Below are 24,811 nucleotides of genomic sequence, written 5' to 3'. Positions count from 1 at the left end.
AAGGCCCCTGCGACAGAAGACAGTATGGGAATCGCGACTCAACCATTCAATGGAAATGATACGATTTCATAATTCCAGTTTATGGAAGCAAAACCGGGAACCCGTCATGCAGAATCGCCTTGAAATGTTGCGCATCTATTGTGCGGCCGTTGAAGCGCAAAGCTTCAAGGAAGCGGCCGCGCGGCTGGGAATCTCGCCCCAGGCAATTACGCGCGCCGTTCAGGAAGCGGAAGCGCTGGTGGGAGAAATTCTCTTCCACCGCAACACCCGGAAGGTGCGTGCCACGCAAGCAGGAGAAGCATTTGCGCAGCGGGCGCGCGAACTCGTTCAGCAAATGGATGATCTGTTAAGACCGAAGGACAGCGGGATCGATGCCGAGATCGCCGGCCTGGTTCGGCTGACCGCGCCCAAGTCCATCGGCGAACGTTTTCTCATGCCTGCGCTCACGCGTCTTGCCGAGAAACATCCCGGCATCACGCTCGACCTGCGTTTATCCGACGCCATCACCGACCCCATCGCGGAGCAGATCGATATTGGCGTGCGGATCGGGTTCATGCGAGATAGCCGCTTCGTGGTCCGCCCTGCATCGCGGGTGGGCTTCTCCGTCATTGCCAGCCCCAAGCTGATCGCCCGCGTGGGCCAACCTGCGGATCTGGCTGAACTTGCACTGCTGCCGTCGACGGGGTTCATCGACAGGAACACCGGGCGCGTATGGCCCTGGCAGTTTTCCAACGGGCAGGAAATGACGCCGGCGAATCTCACGTTCCAGACCGACGATGGAGACTGCGAGTGCCGTGCCGTAGTGGCGGGTCTGGGCTTTGGGCAGATCGTGAGTTATCTCGCGCTGCCCCTGCTGCGCGCGGGCAAGGTGATAAGCGTACTGGATGACGTTGCGCCGGAGCCGTGGCCGGTCTACGTCTATAGGCCACAGCGAGGACCGGTGCCCGCACGCATACGGCTTGTATTCGACACCGTGCTGGCTGCGCTGGAGAAATCCGAGTTGCAGCACGGGCCTTACGTGTCGGGCTGACAGTCTGAGTAACATCACGCCCTGACCATCAAACTACGCGTCTGCGAGGAAGAAAAAAAAGGCGCCGTGCGGACACGACGCCTTAAATTCTAGCTCCGAGGGGAGGGCTAGAACTGAGAGCCAGCTTACAACTCAACCTCCCCGGCGCATTGGCCGCTGAAGGTTCTATAAACTTGCCGCCTGTGCCACGTGCCCGCGTGGAGGGGCGCGACAGTCAGGGTCAGTGCATCACACCGAAAAAAGCATGAACCGCGTCGTCTGGGGTCAGGCCAACTTCGAAGTAACCTTGAAGACGGTCCGCGGTCGTGTCGTCAAGCACGAACGGCGGGTCGATGAACCGCGCGGCGACCGCCTGGTCGTACCACACGCTGATCCACCCACTAAGCTCAGCCACATCTTCCTGTTGTTGCAGCCCCGATTTGTCATCCATGCGTTTCTCCGCAGAATTCACCAAGGGTCATCAAGCTGCCACCCGGACAGCCTCCACCAAAGCCTTCCCGGACGGCGGGATTACTTGCCAAGAACCATAGTGATGAAAGAACACCGGGCGCCAGGTAGCAGACGGATCATTGCGCCCATGCAGCCTAAGCACAACCACTCTGCCCCGCCATGAAAGTACTAAACAGACAGACTAGCACCTGAACCACGGCGGCCTTTACCGGCCACTATTGTTCCTTGCTAAAGACCTAAGGATCTGCCGTTACCGGCGCACTCCTCATACCGTTTTGCATGACATCATGCTATCTGGTTCCGATCTAATTTTCAGTCGGCGGAAGCGGAATTTGATCTAGGAATATCCTGCAATGACTATAAGGATTTCCTGACAAGGCAATCATGCAGGTTGAGGCGGTAAGCTCCTCACTCCGTCACCAGGCCGTGCCTGACGGCATAACGAATCACTTCCGAATTATTATTGAGCCCGAGCTTCTGCATGAGCCGCATCTTGTGCGTGCTGATGGTCTTTGCACTCAGCGACAACGCGTCGGCAATGTCATTGATGCTGTTACCAGCCGCCAGCATCTGCAGCACCTGGAACTCGCGGTCCGAGAGAATCTCGTGCGGCGGCCCGTCGCTGGAAGGTGAGTCAAAAACAATTGCGTCGACCAGCTTCGGATCAATGAAACGCCCACCCGCCGCCAACTTCCGGATAGCGGCAAGCAGGACTTCGAGGTCGCTGTCCTTGGTCACATAGCCCGTCGCACCCGCGCGTAGCGCCCGCGATACCACCTGCCCTTCGTTGTGAATGCTCAACACCAGGATCGGCAACGTGGGCTGCTCGGCCCGCACACGCCGGATCAGGTCCACGCCGCTGATGCCCGGCATGGTCATGTCGAGCAATAGCAGGTCCACGCGGCAAGCTCGCAGCTTGTCCACGACTTCGGACCCATGCGCGGCTTCACCGACCACGGCAATATCGGTCGTCGTAGCCACGATCTGCTTCAGCCCGCTTCTTACGATTGCGTGGTCATCCGCAATAAAAATACTAATCATCGTTCCCGTCCGCCATCCAGAGGCAAATTGATTGAAACCATGGTTCCGGCGCCCGGCGCACTGTCGACGTGCAATGTCCCGCCGATCAGGCGCGCCCGCTCGCTCATGCCCAGCAAGCCATAGGAGAAAGCGCTTTGTGCCGACTCCGGCTCAAAGCCCTGACCGTCGTCGCTCACCCGGAGATCGAGTGCCTGCTCCGTGCTGACAAGCGTCACGGCCACGCGCGACGCACCGGCATGCCGCGATACATTCGTCAGCGATTCCTGGACAATGCGGAACACGGCCGTTGCATCGGTGTCCGCCAGGCTCGGTTCACCGCCACGCACAACCAGTTGGCAAGGCATGCCGTTGCGCCTGCTGAAGTCTTCAGCAAGCCACTCCAAGGCCGACACAATACCGAAGTTGAGCGCCGCCGGTCGTAAATGGCTCGCGACGTTGCGCACCATCCAGATGGTTTTCTCCACCAGCTCGCGGATGTCGGTGATCTTCCGGGTCGCTTCCGCGTCCGCGACAACACGCATCTTGAGCAGTGCAACATCCATTTTCAGCGCGGTGAGCAACTGCCCCAGTTCGTCGTGAATCTCCAACGCTATACGGCGCCGCTCCTCTTCCCGGATTGCTTCCAGATACGCCGACAGCTCGCGCAATTGCTCGCGCGACGCCAGCAGTTCCTCCTCGGTACGCTTCCTCTCGGTGATGTCCTGGACGGTGCCGACAATACCCCATGACTGCCCCTCTCGCGCATCCACGAGTTCTGCCTGAAGCCGGACGATGCGTGTCGTCCCGTCCGGACTCATGATGCGATGGTCGATGCCGAAGGGCTGCCCCTTCGCGAGCAGTTCGCGAACCGCGCGCCGGACAGTAGCATGGTCGTCGGGATGAGCCAGCGCGAGATAGGTGCCGTAGCACGGCTTCACGGCCGAGGGCTCCAGACCAAGAATGCGGTAGACCTCGGACGACCAGTGCGTAACCTCGCTATCGCGATCCCATGCCCAGTCGCCAAGGCGCGCCAGGCGCTGCGCGTTGGCGAGACTCGCTTCGCTCGCACGCAGTTTCTCGTCGGCCTTCCTGCGCGCCGTAATGTCGTAAAGCCCCACGTAAATAGCCGGAACGTCGCCATAGGTCGCCGCCCGTGCGTTCGCCACGGCCCAGAACGTGGTGCCGTCCGCCCGTCTGAAACTCAGCTCGGCGTTGCGCAGACATCCATCCTCACGCAGATGACACACCAGTTGGTCACGTTCCCCGGGCGAAGCGTAAAAGTCGACAATGTTGCCAAGAGCAGACTGTGTCGCGTCGAGCGCAAAGAGTTCGCGCAGCGGCTGGTTCATGTACAGGATGTCGCCTTCGGGCATGGACGTGATGCACAACGGAACCGGGCTAGTCTCCACGATCGCGCGAAACCGCGCCTCACTTTCTTTCAGTCGCGCTTCCACGCCCCGGCGTTCGATAATCTCCAGGTTGAGGCTGACATTGGCCCGCGCCAACTCCTCGGTGCGTTGCGCTACTCGCGCTTCAAGTTCGTCTCGCGCATCGCTTAAGGCTTTTTGCGTTTTTTCCCGTGCAGCAATTTCATGCTGCAACTGCATGTTCCGCGTAACAAGTTGCTGCTGCAGCGTGCGCAATGCCAGATGCGTGCCTATACGGGCCACTACCTCGTCAACCCGGATCGGCTTGGTCACATAGTCCACGCCGCCCGCGGCGAGCCCTTCAACCACGTCGGCGGCCGCGGACATCGACGTCATGAAGATCACCGGGATATCGCTGGTGTCGCTATTCGCCTTCAGCCGGCGGCAGGTCTCGTAGCCGTCTATGCCGGGCATCTTGACGTCGAGCAGGATGAGATCGGGTTGCGAGAACGCCGCGCGTTCCAGCGCTTCCAGACCGTCGAGCGCCACGAGTACGCGAAAGCCCTGCCCCTCCAGACTCTCCACCACGACGCTCAAATTGGCGGGCATGTCGTCCACGATCAGGACTGCAGGCGGTTCCACCTTCGCGGGTGCAGGGTCAATAGTCGTGTCATTCATGACGCGCGCCCCCCTTCAAGATGCCGTTCGACGAATTGCACGATTGCCTTGGTCCGGTAGTTCTTCGCGAGCGAGCGCAATTCAGCAGCGAATGCACTGTAACGCTCGTCGAGTGCCGTGATGCGTTCGGCCCACAACACTATTTCGCGCATGTTGCCCTGGCGCGCGAGCCGGTGCAGGTCATGCATCTCATGCGAAGGCACGGCCGGGAATGGCATCGCCGCAGGCTGCACCAGCGGTAGCCCAGGCGCCGCGTAAGTCCAGGTAAGCGAGAGCAGCGCGGCAACTTGCGTGAGCAGCGTGTCCAGGTGGATGGGTTTCGCCACGAACGCATCGGCGCCGGCGGTCAGGCTGCGCTTTTCGTCACCGCCCGTGGCGCTGGCGGAGACCGCGATGATGGGCACGCCGGTAAAATCCGGCAGCAGCCGCAAGCGGCGCATGGTTTCGAGCCCGTCCATCTCGCGCATCACGATGTCGGTCAGGACCAGCGACGGGCGCTTCGCCCGCGCTATCTCCAGTGCCTCCTGACCGCTGGCCGCTTCAATCATGTCGAAGCCGATCTGCCCCAGCATGTCGACCACGACCGCGCGGTTGGTGGGTACGTCGTCGATGACCAGCACGCTCCTGCGCGCTCCCGTGTAACCGGTTACCACCCACGCCGCATGCGTGTCCGCCGACACGAACGGTAGCGGTTCAGGCACCGCCTCGAGGTCGAACCAGAAGGTACTGCCCTCGCCTTTGCAACTCTCGACCAGGATGTCGCTTCCCATCGAGCGCATGAGTTGCCGGCTGATACCAAGCCCAAGCCCCGCGCCTCCACGATGCCGTTGTTCATCGCCGGTTTGCTCGAAGGGTTCGAAGATCAGCTCGCGTTGCGTTTCGCCAATGCCGATCCCCGTATCTTCCACCGAGAAGCGTACCCGGCCATCGAGCAAAGGGGCCACGCGCAAGCTCACGTAGCCGCTGTCGGTGAACTTCACAGCGTTTGCCAGCAGGTTGAGCAGCACCTGGCGCAACCGCCGTTCATCGGCGCGCACGGCGTTGGGCGCGTCGCGCGCTGCATCGCACATGAAGACAAGCTGCTTTTGCTCGGCCTTCACGCGAATGATTTCTTCGACGTCGCCCAGCAGTCCGCGAAGCGGCACCGCAACAATATCGAACGGCATTTTGCCGGCCTCGATCTTGGCGATATCGAGAATGTCGTTGATCAGTGCAAGCAGATGTTCGCCGCTGCGTTGAATCACGCCGAGCCCGTCCCGCTGGCGCTCACTTAGCGCGCGGTCCCGGCCGAGGACCTGGGCATACCCCAGGATGCCGTTCAGCGGCGTGCGCAATTCATGGCTCATGTTGGCAAGGAATTCGGATTTCGCACGATTGGCCGCCTCGGCGGTGCGCCGGGCTTCGCGGCCCTCGGCTGCTTCCCGCTCGTCGTTATAGGCGCGATGAAGGCGGGCGCACATGGAGTCGAACGCGGCCACCACGCGTTCGAGTTCGTCCGGACGGCGTGGCCTGCGGCGCTGCAGCGTGAAGGCTTGCGGCGCCTGCCGGAAGTCGTAACCTTCGACGCGCCGCGCCACCGCGGAGAGATGGCGCGTGACGAGCCGCGAGAAAATATAGATGGTAAAGAGCGACACCAGAAACGTATTGGCGCCCTGGCTCAGCAGGATCACCAATGCCGTCCTGAACAGATCGTCGTACAGGTTGGTGAGGGTCGCCTCGACGCGCAGCGTGCCGATTGATTCCTCATGACCCTGGATGCGATACACAATCGGAAAACTGCGGACGATGACCGGGCCTTTTGAATGGGTTCCGGCAGCGACCACCATGGAGCTGTCGCTGGCAATGACCTCGGTGACTTCGGCTAGCCGGATGTCCGGCAGATGCAGAATACCTTCGAGCTGGAGCTCCAGCTGCGGCCGGTCGAGCCGCCAGAGCGCCTCGCCCAGACTGCCGCGATAACTGCCATCGATCTCCGCAAGCCGGCTTTCGATAAGCATCACCCCCCGGTGATAATCGCGATACAGTTGAAGTGCCGTGAGCGTGAGCGTGACTGTGCAACTGAACAGGAAAACGGTAGCGAGTAGTCGCATCACAACACTGCTGCGGTGGCGACCGACGAGGTCACATAGTCCGCCAAACGTATTAAGCGCCATATTCCTCAGACCACCCTTGGGTTCCAGACCCATCTATTCTGCGCGCTCTGGGGGCGGTGGTCTAACGCTGGTCCGCCAACAACAGGAATTCAGGGAGAGTGCCGGCTGTCGCCGGAATCGGGCAACGGCGGCAAGCCTGCCGGCGCCCCGTGCTTGGGAGGGGACCATGCGTACTATCCTCATGGCATGGCTGACCGCGCTCGCCTTGACTTCCACGGTTGGCGCGCAGGATATCGTGAGACCGCTGAAGTCCGAAGAATTCCGGGTTCGCTATGCGTATGCGTTCGAATTGCTGAACGAAGTGCTGCGACGAACAACGCAGCAATACGGCCCTTACGTCGAGCTGGCCTATACGGACGACATCTCCGTTGCGCGCTCGCACCTGGAAGCGATCAAGGGAGCGCGGATCAACATCATGATCAGCGACGTGGGCCACAAGGAACTGGATGAGGGAATGATTCCGATCCCTTTTCCTATCGACAAGGGTTTGCTCGGCTACCGTGTCGCGCTGATTTCAAAGGACAGTCAGGCGAAAATAGCCCAGGTCCAGACGCTGGATCAATTCCGCGCGCTCTCGGTCGGCCAGGGCGCGTTATGGGGCGATGTACGCGTGTACGAGTACAACCACGTCACGGTAAGGACTGCCGAGACCTATGAGTCGCTGTTTCTCATGCTGACGCATGGGCGCTTCGACATGTTTCCGCGCGGCGTCACCGAGGCGCCAGGAGAGCTTGCCGCCTACCAGGGGCGTTATCCCCGTCTTGCGATCGAGCAGCATTTGCTGATCAAGTATCCGTTCGCCCAGTGCTTCTACGTCAGCAAATCCGATCCGCATCTTGCAACCCGCATTAACGACGGTCTGGAACAAATGGAACGCGACGGTAGTTTTGACGCGTTCTTCAACCGCCATTTCGCCGAGCAACTATCCGGACTCAAGCTGCAGACGAGAACCGTCATCGAACTCAAGAATCCGTTCTTGCCGTCGTGGGTGCCCTATGCACGCAAGGAGCTATGGTTCGATCCGGCAAAGCCGTACTAACTTCGACGTCGCCCATGCGCGGTCGCGGCTATGGCGAACCAGCGCACGATCTTTGGGGCCATACACCTGCAGGTCGTCGATGCATTGTTTTAATTCGAGCAGCAGTCCCTCCTGCTCCTTATCCAGGACGCTGCCATGCAATTCCTGAAGTGCACCCAGGGTAGTGCAAAGTTGTCTGATCGAGGCAGCGTCCACGCTGATCAGTGGCCAGCAACGCAGCAGGAAGGTCAGGGAGATGACGTTCCGGGTGTCGCACCACGAATCGAACAGCCGCAGGCAGATAGCGTCTATTTGGTCGGTGGCGGGCTTGGAGTCGGAAGAATCGGCGCTCATCGCAGGTAGCGGAGGGCAGGGAGTCTTGGGTAGACCGATCCTAAAACAGGAACAAGGATTTAGAAATCGGGAAACCCTCGAAAATTGCTAAGAAAGTGCTGCTGCCCGCCTAGGGGAATCCTGACTTGAGCACGGCATCCTGGGCCGATCATTACCCTACGTTATGGGTACTCAAACAATTGCGGCATTGCCACCTCAAAAATGGCCCCCTATATTTTCCCCATGCCAGCCGTGCGCACGCTGCCTTGCATTGCAACGGCGGTTGCCTGAGCGTGGGAGTCTGCATCAACGGCATGGCCGCGAGATGACATTACATTGATCGCGCGACTGACTTCATATCTACAGGCAAGCCACACGCGGCTCCAAAACCCGCAGCCGATTCACTCAACCACCAGGACCGCCGTCGATGAGAAACCTGCCGCTTCGCCCCGTCGCATTGTCGCTGCTAATTGGTCTTGCTTCGACCGGACCTGCGTTCGCCGCGGGACAGATCACCTTCGTGTCCCAAGGCGGCAGTTATCAGGAAGCTCAGACCAAGGCTATTCTCGATCCTGCCGCGAAGCTTCTTTCGATCACGGTCAACCAGGACAGCATCCCCGACGCATGGCCCGCGATCAAGGCGCAAGGCGCGACTGGCAAACCGATCTGGGACGTAGTGGATACCCCAACGTCGAACTGTTTGCGCGGCGGGCGTGAAGGCTTGCTGGAGAAGCTGGATTTTTCGAAACTGCCGAATGCAGCCGCCATGCCGGAGCAGTACCGTACGCCGTATTCGGTTGCCTACGAGTTCTATTCCACGGTAATTGGCTACAACAAGAAGACGCTCAAGAAAGTGCCGCAAAGCTGGGCGGATTTCTGGAACGTAAAGGCGTTCCCTGGCACGCGGGCGCTTCGCAACGATCCGCAGACGGTGCTGGAAGCCGCGTTGCTGGCCGACGGCGTGCCGCGTGACAAGCTTTATCCGCTGGATGTGGACCGGGCCTTCAAGAAGCTTCAGCAGATCAAGCCGGACATTACCGTTTGGTGGACGTCGGGTGGTCAGTCGGCGCAGTTGCTGCACGACGGTGAAGTAGACATGGAGATGATCTGGAACGGGCGCGCAAGCGCCGTGCAGAAGGACAATCCGGATGTGGCCTTTACTTACAACGACGGCATTCTGCAGAACACGCAGTTGTGCATCTTGAAGAACGCTCCGAATCTGTCGACGGCGATCCAGTTCGTGAACGCGGCGGTGTCTCCTGATTTGCAGGCTAACCTGCCGCTTTACATCGACTATGGTCCGGGCAATCCGGCCGCATTCAAGACCGGCAAGATTACCGCCAAGCGTGCGAGCGAATTGCCGAGTTCGCCGGAGAATGCGGGCAAGCAGGCATTGATGTCGGAGGAGTGGTGGGCGTCAGAGCCGGGCATCCAGGCCAAGGCGCGGTGGCTCAAGTTCATGCAGTAAGCGGGGGGGGCGTTCGCACTCGGGGTTGGGGTGATGTTGGGGTTAGTGCCAGGATTCAGGGTTAGCGGTCGGGGTCAATGCCGGGTTGCCAGGTTTTGGCGTTAGCGGTCGGAGTCAGTGCCGGGTTGCTGCTTTCAGGGTTAGTGGTCTGCGAGAGTCGGATATTCTCTTTATCACTATTAGCCACTGTGCGTGGCCGCCCGTCATTTCTTTGTCCAAAGCGACAAAGAAACGAAGCAAAGAAAACGCTTTAACCGCTCTACCCTAAGTGTCCACAGCGTGCAGTTCCCATTCATAGGTGCCCCAAAAGCACGGTGCTCGCCAGAGCGACGGACAGTTGAACCCCTCTTTCTCGCGAATCCTGACATGAACACGCTTCGCCACCAGTGCTCTCGGGCAAGCACCAGCACCCCACGGTCAGCACGGCCTCACGCGTTTTTGGGACCTTGTTTCTCCGTGGGTTGGCGACGTGGTTCGACGTGTGTACAAATTCGGTGGAAGGTTGTTCGCGGATAGCGCGGGGTGTCCCTTGGGCAGGTTCAATCACTGGTGGCGAAGCGTGTGGGTATCCGTGTTCGGAGAAAGAGGGGTTCACACATCGGTGGCTCTGGCGAGCACCGTGCTTTTGGGGCACCTATGAATAGAAACTGCACGCTGTGGACACTTAGGGTAGAGCGGTTAAAGCGTTTTCTTTGCTTCGTTTCTTTGTCGCTTTGGACAAAGAAATGACGGGCGGCCACGCGCAGTGGCTAATAGTGATAAGGAGAATATCTCACTCAAGCAGACCGCTAAGGCCGAAAGCAGCACCCGGCACTAACCCCAACCCCAACCTCCAAACCCCAAACCCTGTCACGTCCAAAACCAAACCCCGAGTGCGAACGAAAAAACGTGGTCGATTACCTCATTCTCGGCGGTGGCTCAGCGGGATGCGTGCTGGCCACACGCCTGTCCGAAGACGCTGGCAAGACCGTTTGCCTGATCGAAGCCGGCCGTCCTATTTCAGCAGCCAGCATGCCCGCCGCCGTTCGCAGCCGCTACCCAGGCCGCGCGTATCTCGACGCCGGCAACATCTGGCAACGCCTTACCGCGAGAATGAGCGGCACCGCGCAACCGCGCCGCTACGAGCAGGCCCGCATCCTCGGCGGCGGCTCGGCCATCAACGCGCTGATGGCCAATCGCGGCGCTCCGGCCGACTACGACGAATGGGACACGCTCGGCGCGCACGGCTGGAACTGGGCCACGTGTCTGCCCTACTTTCGCAAGCTCGAAACGGATGTGGACTTCAGCGGCGAATTACACGGTGGGACCGGTCCCCTGCGCATCAAACGCACCGAGTGGCCGCGTATCTCGCCGTTCGTGCGCGCCGTACTGGCGACCCTGGACACGCGCGGCCATCCTCTGCTCGATGATCAGAACGGCCCGTGGCAAGACGGAACCTTCGTTGGCGCGATTGCAGTCAGCGCGGCGGGTGAACGCATTCCGACCTCCATCTGTTATCTTACCGACGCCGTGCGCCAGCGGCCTAACCTGACAATCAGGACCGGCGAGACTGTAGACCGCGTACTGTTCGACGGCACTCGCGCAATCGGAGCACTACTCGGTTCAGGCGAGACCGTGCAAACCGCCCAGGTGATCGTGTGCGCGGGCGCGATCCATAGCCCGGCGATCCTGCTGCGCAGTGGCATTGGTCCAGCAGATAGCCTCGCTGCACTGCACATTCCCCAGGTTGCGGATCGACCCGGGGTTGGCGGCAACCTGATGGAGCATCCGTCTATCGCCGTGTCGGCCTTCCTGCCCAAGTCCGCCCGTACGCCCTTCCCCGATGAACACCACGAGCAGGCGATCGTGCGCTTTTCGTCGGGACTCCCGGGAACAGTCAGGGGCGACATGCACGGCGCGATCCTGTCGCGTTCAGGCTGGCATTCCATTGGTTATCGGCTGGGGACGATCTTTTTCTGGGTCAACAAATCGTACTCGCGCGGCCGCGTTACGCTGACATCGGCGAACCCGCTCGATGAGCCTGCTGTCGAGTTCAACATGCTCTCCGATCCACGCGACCTCGACCGCCTGAAGCTCGCCGTTCGCTTCGGTGCCGAGACGTTGGCGGACCCTTCGATGGCAGCGCACCAGAGCGCAATCTTCCCGTCGAGTTATTCACCTCGAGTCGCGAAGGTCGCAGTGCCGGGAGCCACCAACGCGATTCAGCGCGGTGCATTGAGCGCGCTGCTGGATTGGGCCGGGCCATGGCGAAAAGACCTGATTCACCGGCTGGTAACTGAAGGTGTTTCCATCGCCGGGCTGCTCGCCGACGACCACGCCATGACGCAGTTCGTCACGCGTTCGGTTGGTGGCACATGGCACCCCTCGGGAACATGCAGGATGGGCGCCGCCGATGATCCGGCGGCCGTCACGGACGCATCGGGCGCCGTTTATGGTGTGCAGAACCTGCGTGTTTGCGATGCGTCGCTGATGCCCTCCATTCCGTGCGCGAACACTAACGTACCGACCATCATGATCGCCGAGCGGATTGCCGACATGATCCGCTCGGAAGCGCGTCAGGCGCCGTAACCCACAATGCCCTTGACCTCGAGAAACGCCTCGAGGCCCCATTCGCCATACTCACGGCCGTTACCCGATTGTTTGTAGCCCCCGAACGGTGCCCCTGCATCCCACGCGGGATAGTTGAGATGGACACTGCCCGCGCGCAAGCGGAACGCGACGCGCCGGGCGTGTTCGAGATCCCCGGATTGCACATACGCCGCCAGGCCGAACACGCTGTCGTTTGCCATGGCAATGGCCTCCTCCTCATCGCGATACGGCAGGATAGCAAGCACCGGACCGAAGATTTCATCGCGTGCGATGGTCATGTCCGGCGTCACACCGGCGAATACCGTAGGGCGGACGAAGTAGCCGCGCGTCAATCCTTCAGGCCGGCCGGTTCCGCCGGTCACCACGCGCGCGCCCTCGTCCACTCCGGTTTGAATCAACCGCTGGATACGCTCGAACTGCAACTCGCTGACCACGGGTCCCAGCGTTGTGCCGGGTGTGTCGGCGGGACCGACTACATGCGCTTCGGCTGCGCGGCGCGCGACCGCTATTGCTTCTTCATGACGGGCCGCCGGCACGAACATACGCGTGGGCGCGTTGCACGACTGGCCGCTATTGCCAAAGCAGGCATTCACGCCCGCAGTCACAGCGGCGTCGAGATCGGCGTCATCGAGAATCAGGTTCGCCGATTTGCCACCCAGTTCCTGATGCACGCGCTTGACCGTCGGTGCGGCCAGCGCGGCGATCTGGATACCCGCGCGCGTCGATCCGGTGAACGACACCATGTCCACGTCGGGATGACTGCACAACGCCGCACCGACTGTCGGACCGTCGCCGTTCACGAGATTGAAAACGCCCGGTGGCACACCGGCCGCGTCGAGTATCTCGGCGAACAGAAGCGCGTTTAACGGCGACACTTCGCTAGGCTTGAGCACCATCGTGCAGCCCGCAGCAATGGCCGGTGCGACCTTGCAGACGATCTGGTTCATCGGCCAGTTCCATGGCGTGATCAATGCGACCACGCCAATAGGCTCGTGTGTAATGAGCGTCGTGCCTTTGTTTCTTTGCCAGGTGAACGCCTCGCAGGTTCGAATCAGTTCCTTCAGATGCCGCGTGCCGAGTCCGGCTTGCCAACCGTGTGCCAACGCACGCGGTGCGCCCATTTCACGCGAGATGAGCTGCGCCATCTCGTCATAACGTTCACCGTACGCTTCCAGTATCTTGCGGATCAGTGCAAGCCGTTCGTCGGGCATGGTCAACGAAAACGACGCGAACGCGCGGCGCGCCGAGACGACTGCGCGGTCGACATCAACGGGGGTGCCCATCGCGATCTCGGCGAAGGTTTCTTCGGTTGAAGGATCGATCACTGGCAGTCGCGCGTGGCCCGTCGGCGAGACCCATTCGCCGCCTATGTAGAACTGTAGTTCATGGCTCATTGCTGGTATCCGTCAGGTAGCGGTTAGGTATGGATCAAGCATGGTTCAGGCGCGTGCCGATGATTTTCGGCTCACCACCACGATCATCACAAGGCACAGCGTCAGGGCGGTCAGCATGGTGCTGATCGCGGCAATGGTCGGATCGATCTCGTCGCGCAGCGTGACGAACATGCGGCGCGTGAGGGTCTGGTTCGGGCCACCGGAGACAAACAGCGCGACCACCGTTTCATCCAGCGCCTGGATGAATACAAACACCGCGCCGGAGATCACGCTCGACTTGATCTGCGGCAGCGTGACCGTCATGAAGCTCCGAAAGCGGTTCATGCCGAGACTGCGCGCGACCATCTCCTGGGTAGGATCGAAGGTACGCAGGTCGGCGCCCACGGAGATCAGCACGTAAGGCAAGCCGAGCATGGTGTCGGCAACAATCAAACCACCAACGGTATTCACGTATCCCATCTGCGAATACACGAAAAACACGCCCACCGCGACAATGATGATAGGCACCATCAGCGGCAGCATGAGCACGGTGCGCAGATAACGCATGCTGCGGTGCGTGCCGTTCTGGATCGCATAAGCGGCGGCCACGCCGAGCGGCGTGGCAATCAGGGCGGCACTGGTCGATGCAATCAGCGTGGTCCGCGCCGCATCGATCCAGGCCGGATTGCTGAAGAACGCGTGATACCAGCGCAAGGAGTAGCCGGGTGGCGGGAAGGTCATGAAACGCGTGTCGGAGAACGACAGCGGCACGACGATCAGGATCGGCACCATCAGGAACACGAGGATCAGCAGCACGCCGAAGGCGAGGACGATACGGCCGAACGAGAGGGCTTTCATGTCATTCATGTGGGTCATTCCGCTCATTTCGCCCCCAGGGTTTTTTCGAGCGGAGCCACGCGGCTCGCCGCATAGAAGATCGCGAATACACAGACCAGCAACACGACACTGACCGCACTCGCCGCCCCCCAGCTATTGTAGATTTCCACGTTGCGGCTCACGACCATGGACACCATGACCGACTTGCCGCCGCCCATCAGCTCCGGCGTAATGTAGAAGCCGAGACACAAGATGAAGACGAGCGTGACGCCTGCCACCACTCCGCTCATCGATAACGGCAGGAACACGCGCGCAAAGACATGCAGCGGCGAGCCGCCAAGACTTGCGCCGGCTTGCGAGAGGTTCTGCGGAATTTTCTGCATGGCCGAATAGAGCGGCAGCACCATGAACGGCAACAGGATATGCACCATCGCGACCACGGTGCCGAACTGGTTATAGGCGAGTTGCAATGGATGGTCGATGACCCCGCTCGCCATCAGCGCCTTGTTGACTACACCGGTGCGCTGCAGCAAGACGAGCCAGGCGTAAGTGCGTACCAGCACGCTGGTCCAGAACGGCAGGATGACCATGCCGAGTATCAGCGCGCTGAACTTCGGCGGCACGGACGCCGCCAGGTACGCCACCGGATAACCGAGCAACAAGGTGACGGCCGTTACGATCACGCTAAGTTTGAAGGTGAGCAGGAACGTGTCGAGGTACACGCCCGTGAACATGCGCCGGTAGTTCTCGAACGTGAAACCGTGATTCCAGATGGACTGCCACGAGAGCCATGCAAGCGGCACGACCAGCAGCAATACGATCACCAGCAGCGCCGGCGTCATCAGCAGCAGCATCGCGCGGTCTTCGCGGCGCTGATAAAGAATGGAAGGCCCGGCCGGTGTTGCGTGCATTGCAGTCTGTCCTTGAAAGGTCCGGGTAGCGCTTCGCATCATGCCCCTCCTCACACACCTCATTACACACCCAAGGCATCGAGGAATTGATACCACCCCGCCACCAGGCGAACGCCCGGCGCACGCAGCGAATGGAAGGGCACCGGGTTCAAGCCGGGCGCCGCCAGCAGCGAGAGCTCCGGTTTCTCCCCAAGGGCGAGAGCCGCGGCATGCTGCCCAAGCAAACTGGCCATCGCGACCCCCGCCCCGTTATACCCGAGACAAAAAGTGGTGTCGCCGTCACTGCGGCCCACATGCGGCAGCGAGTTGAACGTCATGCCGACATACCCCGACCATTGGTACTCCACCCGCACGCCGGCCAGGTCTGGAAACAACTCGACCATCGCACGCTCCAGCGCGTCGAAGCCGGCCGTCTGCCCTTCCTTGCCAAATGCGTCGCGACCGCCGAACAGCATGCGGCCATCGACCTTGCGAAACCACTTCATCATGCGCCGCGTTTCGGCATAGCTGCGACGCTCGACCATCAGGCGGTCATCGAGTCCGGCAGGCAAGCGTTCCGTCGCGATCATCGCGCTGCGAAACGGCACCAGTTCGCGTTGATAAGCCGCGGTTGCAGGCGTCAGGTTCGAATACGCATTGGTCCCGACAATCACCTGCTTCGCGCGGACTGTGCCGTTGGGCGTGCGCAAGGTCACGCCGCCGCTGCCGTCTGAGCGGATCATCTCAAGCACGGGCGTCGATTCATAGATATCCACCTTGCGCCGCGTCAGGCCGGCGGCGAGTCCGCGCACGTATTCAAGCGGCAGGATCGTGCCCGCGTCCGAGCTCAGCACGCCGCCGACAAACGCCTTCGATCCCGTTTCATGCTCGACCTCGGCGCGCGATTGAACCGTCATCGTGGTGTCGCCGAGTTTTTGCTTCACCCACTCCGCCTCGGCGCGAATGGAGGTGAATGCGCGTTCGGTGTGTGCACAGCGCAGGCTGCCGGTGTGTTCGAAACGGGCGCGGTCAAGCTTGAATTCATCGATGAACTGTTCAACCACGCGCACGCCGTCGTGGGCGAGGCGATGCATGGTCTTCGCGGTTTCAAGCCCGTGCAGGCGCTCGATTGCGGGGAACGACAAACGAAATTTCGACGACACCACGCCGCCATTACGACCGCTCGCCCCCCAGCCGACCGGATTGGCATCGAGCACCACCGTTTGCACGCCGCGCTTTTGCAATGCATACGCCGCCGACAAGCCCGAGTAGCCCGCGCCGATCACGGCCACCTCCACCGAGAGATCGCGCTCGAGCGGCGCACCCGTGCTGACGGGCGCGTCCGCTTGCGGCGCAGCACCCGCCATGTCGATCCATAAGGAGGGCGCGCCCGGCCGGGTCAGCGTTTGCTTCATGCTGCGCGTGCTTCGGCTTCCACGGCATCGGCAAGCGCGGCCAGGGTCGGGAAATTGAACGTGGGCGTGGTGACCGCGCCTGGCGTCGGGGTTGCGCCGAAGCCCTTCATGCCTTGACGACGTTCGATCCAGCAAGTCGCATAACCCAGCTCGGTCGCAACACCAATGTCGTGGTACTGGCTTTGCGCCGTGTGCAGGATCTCGCTGAACTTATAGCCGAACGCTGCCTGACGGCCCCGGTTATAAGCAAAGAATTGCGGGTCCGGCTTGGCTACCCCGGTTTCATCGGCACATACGGTGTCGTCGAACGGATCGTCCAGCGTGTGAGCATAGGCCGATAACGCCACGCGGTCCGCATTGGTCATGGCAACCAGGCGATAGTGCTTGCGCAGCCGCTTGAGCGCCGCCACCGAGTCTTCAAACGCGGGCCAGTCAAGCACGTCGCGCTGGAACGCGGCAGCGGTCTCGTCATCCGCGGGCAGGCCGAGTTCGTTGGCGAGCGACTGATAGACGCTTGCCATCGCCTTGCTCGAGCGGCCCGGAAACGCCGCACGGCCGCGCATGTAGGGCTCGAAGATCTGGTCGTCCGTGAGCTCCCTGGCCGCCGCGCCACCCAGGCGGCGCACCGAGGCCAGCACACCGCGCTCGAAGTCGATGAGCGTGCCGACCACGTCGAACGTCAGTACCTTGAAATCCTTCAGCTTCATGATTCGTAATCCTCTATAGTTTGATTGAGATCCAGGCTTTGATGCCTGTCTTCACGGCGTGTAAAAATTCAGGCCGGTACGACGATGGTGTCCTGCGGGTCGAGCAGGACTGTCATCTCGGTCCCGGGCGCGGGAATGCGTTGTCGCGCGTCGTGGCTGCCGGGCTGCCTGAGGCTGATCGGCGTGCCGTCGGCAAGCGTGGCGAGCACCCGCAGGCTCTCGCCCTGATACAGCACTTCGCTGACACGGCACACCAGCCGGTTCACGCCGGGCCTTTCATACCCGCCGTCAATCACCAGCTTTTCGGTCTGCACGGCCAGCAAAAGCTTGTCGCCGGCCGGCAGCGGGTAGGCAGTTCGCAGGACAATGTTGCCGAGCTTCACGGCGTCATCGCCGGCACGGGTCACGTCGAGCAGCGTCGCCTCGCCAATGAAACTCGCCACGAACGCATCGCACGGGCGGTCGTAAAGGCGCTCCGGCGTATCGATCTGGACCAGCCGGCCATTACGCAGCACGGCCACGCGGTCGCTCATGGTGAGCGCCTCACGCTGGTCGTGGGTCACGTAGACAATCGTCGCTTCCAGCTTCCTGTGCAGGCGGCGCAATTCGATCTGCATGGTCTCGCGCAACTGCTTGTCGAGCGCCGAAAGCGGTTCGTCCATCAGGATCAGTTGCGGCTCGAATACCATTGCCCGAGCCAGCGCCACGCGCTGACGCTGGCCGCCCGACAGCTGGGCCACGCCGCGGCTTTCATAGCCACCCAACTCGACCATCGCGAGCGCATCCGACACCTTGCGAGCCCAGCCGGCTTTCGGCTGACGCCGGGCACGCAACGGGAACGCAACGTTCTCGCCGACCGTCATATGCGGGAACAGCGCGTAGTTCTGGAACACGATGCCGATGTCGCGCTTGTGCGGCGGCGCGTATGTAATATCCCGCTCGCCCACCCACACCGCGCCGGAGGTCGGCTGCACGAAGCCGCCCAGAATGCCGAGCAGCGTGGTCTTGCCCGAGCCCGAAGGCCCCAGCAACGAGACAAATTCGCCGGGCGCAATATCAAGCGACACGTCGTCCAGGGCGACCACGGAGCCGTAGCGCTTCGTGGCTGACCGGATCGATACACCTGCTTTCGCCCTTGCATCCATACCCTGTTTTCTCGCCATGTAAGTCTTCGGTTGATCAAAATATACGGTGCGATGTTTTTGGCCGCAATTCCCGAATTGTTGGATCAGGCATAACATGAGGTCATGCCTAATCTACGCAAGAAACTGCCGAGTGCGAACGCACTGTTCGTCTTTGAAGCCGCCGCGCGCTGCGGTAACTTTACCCGCGCGGCGCAGGAGCTTTACGTAAGCCAGCCAGCCGTCAGCCGGATGCTGGCGCGCATGGAAGACCATCTGGGCGTGCGTTTGTTCGAGCGCGTGCGAGGCGGTATCGAACTGACCGAGAACGGCCGGATCCTTTACCGGAAAATCTCGGAGGGCTTCAGCGGGATTGAAGGCGCGATCCGCGAGATCGAGGCGCGCGCAACGGGTGTGGAGTCGGTGACGTTATCGGTGTCCACTGCTTTCACCACACACTGGCTGATGCCACGCATGAACCGGCTCAATCAGGCATTCCCTTCCGTCGACCTGCGCTTTCAACTGATTTCGGGGCGCATTGGCGGGCCCCTTGTCGACGTCGATCTTGGCATGCGTTTCATGACGCAGGACGAGATAGGCGCGAACAGCGTCCTTGTGATGCCTGAAGTGCTGCTGCCAGTGTGCAACCGCCGGTATCACGAACAGGCGCTGCTGGACGAGGCCTCCGCGCATGGAGACACCATCATCGTGATGGATGACGGCGAGCGTGGCTGGCATGACCGCTTCAGCGCGTTTGGCCAGCATCAGCGGCGTGCAGCCAACATGCTGAGCTTCAACGACTATGCCATCGTCGTGCAGGCCGCGTTGCTCGGGCAAGGGATCGCGCTTGGCTGGCTCAACGTCGTATCGCACTGGCTGGCGGAAGGCGCGTTGCTGCCGGCCGAGCAGGAGTTGCTCGTGACCAGCAGGCGGTGTTGTCTGGTATCGCCGGAAAACCGGCCGATGCGTCCGGTGGTCGAGGCCATCCGCGACTGGATTGTCGAGGAGACGCGTGTCGACATGCGCACCGTCGACCAGGCTTATCCGGCTCTTGGCATTCGCGACGCGCTCAAAGGCGCAGGGCTGGTGCTGGGGTGATGCTGGGGATCACTTGATAGACCTGATATGAGCCTGGGCTCCCTCCACCCGGGTTTTAATCTTCATACAAATAATCGGACTGGCGCTATTTTTAGGCGGGACCAGTATTTGCGTCTGTCATGGATCACGAAGCTCGCTAACCGACGCCTGATTCAAACTCGCCGGACGTGTTGCTTTCCCATAACAATTGAACCCGGTACATACCCGCAATGGGTGAACGTCAAATTACGTGAAATAATTAGTAACAGTACCAAAAAGCGAACAAACCGGGCATGCGCGCAGATAACATATGCTAATAAGGGCTATAAAAGCGTATTGCGGTGAACAATGCTTGGCCGGTTAGGACAAGACCGCTGTCACTTGGCGCTTACTTGGCGCTTAAGTGATGCTCGCCCGAAGACGGAACGCGAACTTCGAACAAGGCTTAACGGGCTTTCCGGGGCTTGAATGGCGCTTAAACGGGGCTTTGTGGCATGACCAAGAGACAGCCGATCAACCTTCGATTCCTTCAAGTTTGCGCTTATTGAGTCGATATAACTTAAAGCGTGTGCAGTTTTCGTGAGGGCGACAACTGCAATTTTCGCGACGTGTCCAAAATGTGCTGACCCCGCAGCGTGCTGATAGCGGTGTTCGCTATAACTAACCGGTATGACTTTCATGGCTGCTTCTCCACTTCCCAGGCATCTGTTTTACGTAGGCGATCCTTTGACGCTCGAACTTCGCTCGCTCCTGGATACGCGTGGCTGGACAGTCAAATCTCTGGAACTGGACCGGGAGCCAGGGAATTTTTCATCGAAACCTAGTGGCGGTTTACTCGATTTCTCGGCGCGAAACGTTCTGGCCAATCTGCGGCTGGCCGAAACCTGGCTATCGGTAAAGACCGTGGGCTGGTTGGCGCTCTTGTCGCCGGCGCAACTTGAAGATTCGACTATCCGGCGTCTCGTCCGGGATTTTTGCTTTGATTATGTAACGCTCCCCGCATCGGGCGAGCGTATTCTGAATGCGCTTGGCCATGCTTATGGCATCGCGGCCCTGCACGACGCAGGGTCACGCGACGCCGTCGACGCCAAGAACGACAGCAACGCCGAAGGCGACATGATCGGTTCATGCGACGCCATGCTCGCGCTCTTCCGCGCGATCCGCAAAGTGGCCATGACCGACGCGCCCGTGTTTATCTCGGGTGAATCGGGCACGGGCAAGGAGCTGACCGCGGTAGCCATTCACGCGCGCTCGGTGCGGCGCAACGAACCGTTTGTCGCAATCAATTGCGGGGCTATTCCCGCGCATCTTTTGCAGTCCGAGTTATTCGGTTATGAACGCGGCGCGTTCACCGGCGCGAACCAACGCAAGATCGGGCGTGTGGAAGCGGCGAACGGCGGTACGCTGTTCCTCGATGAAATCGGCGACCTGCCGCTCGAGAGCCAGGCAAGCCTGCTGCGCTTTCTCCAGGAGCGCAAGATCGAGCGCTTGGGCGGCCATGAGTCCACACCCGTTGATGTGCGCATTGTCTCGGCTACGCACGTCGACATGCAGACGGCCATGGTTGAAGGCCGGTTCCGCTCTGACCTTTATCACCGGTTGTGCGTGCTGCAGATCGAAGAGCCGCCGCTGCGGGCACGCGGCAAGGACATTGAATTACTGGCCCGGCACATGCTGGATCGATTCGAGAAAGACGCCAGCCGGCGTCTGCGCGGTTTCGCCCCTGACGCTATCGCCGCGATTCATAACTATGGCTGGCCCGGTAATGTGCGAGAGCTGATCAACCGCGTGCGGCGCGCGATCGTGATGGCCGAAGGCCGGTTGATCGGCGCGAATGATCTCGAACTCGGCGAGTTTGCGGAGTGCGTGCCCATGTCGCTTGCGCAGGCACGCGAGGTGGGAGAACGGCAGGCTATCGAAATGGCCCTACTGAGGAATCGCGGACGCGTGGGCGACGCGGCACGCGAACTCGGCGTGTCCCGTGTCACGCTGTACCGGATCTTGTCCGCCTACAACATGCGCGATGCGGAAACGCCGTCGGGTCTCGGCCTGGACTAGTTCCTGCCTGCGGCAACGGTATCCTGTGGCGCTGCGGGGAGAGATGCCCACGGTCGGCTGGTGGCTCAGTACGGCACCCGTCTCGGCGCTGGACGAAACCGTGCGCAACGCGATTCCCACCCGCAATGTGCACGCGTTCTACGGCTTTCCACCCGCACCTTCGCGCTCCTGGCGCGGGACAAAGCGGCCCACGAGCATCGCGCGTTTCCAGCCGAAACCCGCTACCTTCCGATATTCAAACCCCGCTTGCAGCAGCGCGCGTTTCACATCACCGGCACTGGTGTAGGTGGAGAACGTGGTGTCGTCACCGGCCAGCGCGGCGAGCGAATTGAAGATCGTGGGCGTCCAGAGTTCAGGATTTTTCGCGGGCGCAAAACCGTCCAGATAGAACGCGTTGGCGCGCAAGCGCAGTGTGGGCAATATCTTCACCGCGTCGCCGAATATAAGCGTCAGGGTGACGCGGCCATCGTCGAAATCCAACTGGTGCGTACCGGGTTCCAGCGGCGGCCACGCAGCAGCGAGCGTGTCGGCCAGCGCAAGAACCGATTCGTCGTCAACGGTCACCGCGTAGGCACGCCGCAGATCGTCCGTCGAAAACGGGTGCTTTTCGATCGACACAAAATGCAGCCGTTCGCTGCGCGCGGGATCGGCGCGCCATGCGGCCCATGTCGTCAGGAAATTGATGCCCATGCCAAAACCGGTTTCGAGCACGGTAAATGTTGGACGTCCCTGCCATCGTCCGGGCAAACCGTTGCCCTGCAAAAATACATGGTGCGACTGGGCAAGACTGCCCACGATGCTGTGATAGATATCGCCGTATTCGGGCGAATACGGCGACCCATTGGGGCGGAAAGCAAGCGTGGCGGGAATCAGCAGATCGGTCATGCGGGTCGGATGTCAGGGAGGGGACTGCGGGCAACCATGTTGACGGGCCACGGCCGCGTCGTGGTCGCGCGGTCCGGTGAAGGTTCAGCACGTTAGCAAAAACGGCCTGTCTCCGGCGAAAAATGCGCTGAAGAAAAGCGTCGCCCTGTCGCAGTGCTCAAACACGATTTATCCGGCACGCGGCAAAGTATCCTCGTTCTGCCATGAAGACACGCTAAGATAAATCGAATGGTCCCGGTTTGGCCGGGCCACATTAGCGCGTGATTTTCTTTGACAGGAGAACAGCATGGCAGCCAAGAAGATCCTATTTCTGACCGGCGACTTCGCGGAAGACTATGAAACCATGGTGCCTTTCCAGGCGCTTCAAATGGTCGGCCATACGGTGCATGCCGTGTGCCCTGGAAAGAAGAGCGGAGACAAGATCAAGACCGCGATCCACGACTTCGAGGGTGACCAGACCTACACTGAAAAGCCGGGGCATCTGTTTGCGCTGAACGCGAATTTCGATGACGTCGATGTCGCCGGTTACGACGCGTTGATGATCGCCGGCGGCCGTGCGCCGGAATACCTGCGGCTGAACAAGCGGGTGATCGAAATCGTACGGCAGTTCGCAGCCGCCGAAAAACCGATTGCCGCAGTCTGTCACGGTGCGCAGTTGCTGGCGGCAGCCGACGTGATTCGCGGCAAGCGGATCTCCGCCTATCCCGCTTGTGCCCCGGAAGTCCGGTTGGCCGGCGCCGACTATGCGGAAATTGAAGTGGACAGCGTGGTCACTGACGGCAATTTCGTCACAGCCCCCGCGTGGCCCGCTCATCCGCAATGGCTGGGTCAGTTCCTTGCACGGCTTGGAACCGAAATTTCGCTTTGAATGAATGCGGAGGATGCGGCGGTTGATGCTTCCAGGGCTCGTTTGGAGGGCTTTCAGAGCGTTCCCGGAAAGCGGATGCCTTCGTGCTCCGCCCGGTTGTCCATCAGCGTCCGGCAGCTGTTTTCGAACGATTGCCGGCGTCGGCAAGTGCCGCAATTGACTGATGGTTATCCCGCCCGCCCGAGGCTGCAGAACGCCGGGCGCGGCGGGCTGCTAGAATCCATGTTTTACTTGCCTGGTCATGTGCTATGGGCTTTGAACAGCTCGCTGTATTGAAACAACAACTCGAGAAAGAGAAACAGGAGAAGCGCGCGCAGTCGAAGCCCGCGGCGAAGCCTGTTGCCTCCAAGCCCGGCTCCAAGCCTGCTGTCTCCAAGTCCGGCGCCAGGCCTGCTTCCTCCAAGCCCGGCTCCAGGCCCGCGGCCGCGCCAGTCTCGAAGCAGGCCGCCAAGCCGCCGCGCCCTCCCCGGCCCGTGGCCCGGCCTGCTGCGCCCGCCGCGGTCAGGTCGAAACCCGTGGACCCCGTGGTGTTGACTATCGGGAAGCTGCAAAAACGGTTTCCGAAGGCGTTCCCGAAAAACCCGTCGCCCAAGGTGCCGCTGAAGATCGGCATTTTCGAAGATCTTCTCTCGCACGCTACGGAATTGGCGCTGAGCGAGACTGAATTGCGCGCCGCGATCAAGATCTGGTGCCGCGGCAGCCGCTACTGGACAGCCATGGTCGAAGGTGCGGTGCGGGTTGACCTCGCGGGTGAGGAAGCCGGCCGTGTATCTCCTGAAGACGGCGTCCGCGCGACAAAGCTGGAAGAAGGCCGCGTGGCCAGGGTCGCGTCGAAAGCGGCGGCTCCTGAGAAGGCGGCGGTTGCCGAAACCGCAGCCGCTCCGGATCCGGAGAAGGTTGCCGGATAAAACAAGCGGGTTGGGACAGGAGGTTTGCGGCAATTCCGCAGCCTCCCCCGCGCGCTCTGCGCTGCAATTGGTGGTCTGCACGGCACGAACACTTCGGCCGGCTCCGCACGACAACAGAAGCATCGCCTCATCGCCAGGCAATATTGTTGCGTTCCCCCGTTTCTCCGCGATCAAGCCGGTATCGGACCGAATCAGCACCATCGCGGATTCCGGTAAAGCGGAAAGCCGGTCCGTTCTCGCTTCGGTGATCACCCAAATACCCTGACCACCCCCTTCCGCGTACGGCCAGATACTCGGCACGTCCTCAAGCAGTTCTCGTCAATTTCGTCGTAACCACAACAATCCGAAGTGTGTGTTGAACGCACGATCCTCTGCGTTCGCCAGCACTGCGCGGGTCATCGCAGATACCTCCGTCCGACGTTTCGCAAAACCTTGACATCCTTATTTTGTTGAACAACATTACGTACATTGTTCAACAATTAGGGTCGCCGAGAGCGATCCTTTCCACAGAAAGGGAACGTCCATGCACGCGTATCGTCCGTCCTTCTCGCCGCGCCGCGCCCTGG

Annotated in this window: 19 protein-coding genes and 1 pseudogene; 8 read left to right on the top strand and 12 right to left on the bottom strand. The window is 60.9% G+C overall.

The features are described from left to right. Window positions 1-106: 106 nt before the first annotated feature. On the top strand, window positions 107-1,030 hold the full coding sequence (locus ABH944_RS23295) for a LysR family transcriptional regulator (RefSeq protein WP_404609799.1): 924 nt from the start codon (window positions 107-109) through the stop codon (window positions 1,028-1,030). Between the two features lie 220 nt (window positions 1,031-1,250). On the opposite strand, the gene ABH944_RS23290 is transcribed toward ABH944_RS23295, so the two are convergent. From ABH944_RS23290 to ABH944_RS23275, 4 genes are all read right to left on the bottom strand, one after another. After that, entirely contained in the window at window positions 1,251-1,460 is a 210-nt protein-coding gene (locus tag ABH944_RS23290; protein ID WP_404609800.1) for a hypothetical protein, read from the bottom strand. Between the two features lie 428 nt (window positions 1,461-1,888). Next, window positions 1,889-2,521 (bottom strand): response regulator, encoded by a 633-nt coding sequence (locus tag ABH944_RS23285; protein ID WP_062092530.1) that lies wholly within the window; start codon window positions 2,519-2,521, stop codon window positions 1,889-1,891. Then, the gene (locus ABH944_RS23280; protein ID WP_404609801.1) at window positions 2,518-4,545 is read right to left on the bottom strand and encodes a hybrid sensor histidine kinase/response regulator; all 2,028 of its coding nucleotides are present in this window, start codon (window positions 4,543-4,545) and stop codon (window positions 2,518-2,520) included. The genes ABH944_RS23285 and ABH944_RS23280 overlap by 4 nt, the downstream gene beginning before the upstream one ends. After that, a complete protein-coding gene (locus tag ABH944_RS23275) occupies window positions 4,542-6,635 on the bottom strand; it encodes an ATP-binding protein (protein WP_404609802.1) in 2,094 nt (697 codons plus the stop codon). Before ABH944_RS23275 ends, ABH944_RS23280 begins: the two co-directional genes overlap by 4 nt. A gap of 229 nt (window positions 6,636-6,864) precedes the next feature. On the opposite strand from ABH944_RS23275, the gene ABH944_RS23270 reads away from it, so the two are divergent. Continuing rightward, entirely contained in the window at window positions 6,865-7,737 is an 873-nt protein-coding gene (locus ABH944_RS23270) for a substrate-binding periplasmic protein (protein ID WP_404609803.1), read from the top strand. Here ABH944_RS23270 and ABH944_RS23265 read toward each other — a convergent pair. Continuing rightward, window positions 7,708-8,070 carry a hypothetical protein gene (locus ABH944_RS23265; RefSeq protein WP_404609804.1) on the bottom strand — a complete coding sequence of 121 codons (363 nt, stop codon included), beginning with the start codon at window positions 8,068-8,070 and terminating at the stop codon, window positions 7,708-7,710. The two genes, ABH944_RS23270 and ABH944_RS23265, sit on opposite strands and share 30 nt — an antisense overlap. 406 nt (window positions 8,071-8,476) lie before the next feature. Between ABH944_RS23265 and ABH944_RS23260 the strand changes: the two genes are divergently transcribed. Together ABH944_RS23260 and ABH944_RS23255 are read left to right on the top strand one after the other, a co-directional pair. Continuing rightward, window positions 8,477-9,517 (top strand): ABC transporter substrate-binding protein, encoded by a 1,041-nt coding sequence (locus tag ABH944_RS23260; RefSeq protein WP_404609805.1) that lies wholly within the window; start codon window positions 8,477-8,479, stop codon window positions 9,515-9,517. Window positions 9,518-10,405: 888 nt separating this feature from the next. Continuing rightward, on the top strand, window positions 10,406-12,085 hold the full coding sequence (locus ABH944_RS23255) for a GMC family oxidoreductase (protein ID WP_404609806.1): 1,680 nt from the start codon (window positions 10,406-10,408) through the stop codon (window positions 12,083-12,085). On the opposite strand, the gene ABH944_RS23250 is transcribed toward ABH944_RS23255, so the two are convergent. The 6 genes from ABH944_RS23250 to ABH944_RS23225 form a co-directional block, all read right to left on the bottom strand. Then, window positions 12,073-13,500 carry an aldehyde dehydrogenase family protein gene (locus ABH944_RS23250; protein WP_404609807.1) on the bottom strand — a complete coding sequence of 476 codons (1,428 nt, stop codon included), beginning with the start codon at window positions 13,498-13,500 and terminating at the stop codon, window positions 12,073-12,075. The genes ABH944_RS23255 and ABH944_RS23250 overlap by 13 nt on opposite strands. Window positions 13,501-13,545: 45 nt before the next feature. Next, window positions 13,546-14,337 (bottom strand): ABC transporter permease, encoded by a 792-nt coding sequence (locus ABH944_RS23245; protein ID WP_404609839.1) that lies wholly within the window; start codon window positions 14,335-14,337, stop codon window positions 13,546-13,548. Between the two features lie 23 nt (window positions 14,338-14,360). Beyond that, on the bottom strand, window positions 14,361-15,227 hold the full coding sequence (locus tag ABH944_RS23240; protein WP_404609808.1) for an ABC transporter permease: 867 nt from the start codon (window positions 15,225-15,227) through the stop codon (window positions 14,361-14,363). Between the two features lie 62 nt (window positions 15,228-15,289). Beyond that, entirely contained in the window at window positions 15,290-16,621 is a 1,332-nt protein-coding gene (locus tag ABH944_RS23235) for an NAD(P)/FAD-dependent oxidoreductase (RefSeq protein WP_404609809.1), read from the bottom strand. After that, window positions 16,618-17,328, bottom strand: a complete 711-nt coding sequence (locus ABH944_RS23230) for an HAD-IA family hydrolase (RefSeq protein ID WP_404609810.1) — start codon at window positions 17,326-17,328, stop codon at window positions 16,618-16,620. The genes ABH944_RS23235 and ABH944_RS23230 overlap by 4 nt, the downstream gene beginning before the upstream one ends. A 68-nt stretch (window positions 17,329-17,396) precedes the next feature. Continuing rightward, window positions 17,397-18,473, bottom strand: a complete 1,077-nt coding sequence (locus tag ABH944_RS23225; protein ID WP_404609840.1) for an ABC transporter ATP-binding protein — start codon at window positions 18,471-18,473, stop codon at window positions 17,397-17,399. A gap of 102 nt (window positions 18,474-18,575) precedes the next feature. Between ABH944_RS23225 and ABH944_RS23220 the strand changes: the two genes are divergently transcribed. Then, window positions 18,576-19,547, top strand: coding sequence for a LysR substrate-binding domain-containing protein (locus ABH944_RS23220; protein WP_404609811.1), 972 nt, complete (start codon window positions 18,576-18,578; stop codon window positions 19,545-19,547). A gap of 657 nt (window positions 19,548-20,204) precedes the next feature. After that, window positions 20,205-21,584, top strand: coding sequence for a sigma-54 dependent transcriptional regulator (locus tag ABH944_RS23215; RefSeq protein WP_404609812.1), 1,380 nt, complete (start codon window positions 20,205-20,207; stop codon window positions 21,582-21,584). A 171-nt stretch (window positions 21,585-21,755) separates the two neighbouring features. Here ABH944_RS23215 and mnmC2 read toward each other — a convergent pair. Beyond that, window positions 21,756-22,469: pseudogene (gene mnmC2 / locus ABH944_RS23210) on the bottom strand (tRNA (5-methylaminomethyl-2-thiouridine)(34)-methyltransferase MnmC2); the annotation flags it as partial. A gap of 286 nt (window positions 22,470-22,755) precedes the next feature. On the opposite strand from mnmC2, the gene ABH944_RS23205 reads away from it, so the two are divergent. Continuing rightward, complete coding sequence (locus tag ABH944_RS23205; RefSeq protein WP_404609813.1) at window positions 22,756-23,337, top strand: DJ-1/PfpI family protein; 582 nt, start codon at window positions 22,756-22,758, stop codon at window positions 23,335-23,337. 248 nt (window positions 23,338-23,585) lie between these two features. Then, window positions 23,586-24,245 (top strand): ProQ/FinO family protein, encoded by a 660-nt coding sequence (locus ABH944_RS23200; protein WP_404609814.1) that lies wholly within the window; start codon window positions 23,586-23,588, stop codon window positions 24,243-24,245. The last annotated feature ends 566 nt before the right edge of the window (window positions 24,246-24,811 follow it).

The sequence above is a fragment of the Caballeronia udeis genome, from assembly GCF_044909315.1.
Classification (GTDB): Bacteria; Pseudomonadota; Gammaproteobacteria; order Burkholderiales; family Burkholderiaceae; genus Caballeronia; species Caballeronia udeis_A.
This window is presented reverse-complemented; position numbering and strand designations above follow the sequence as displayed.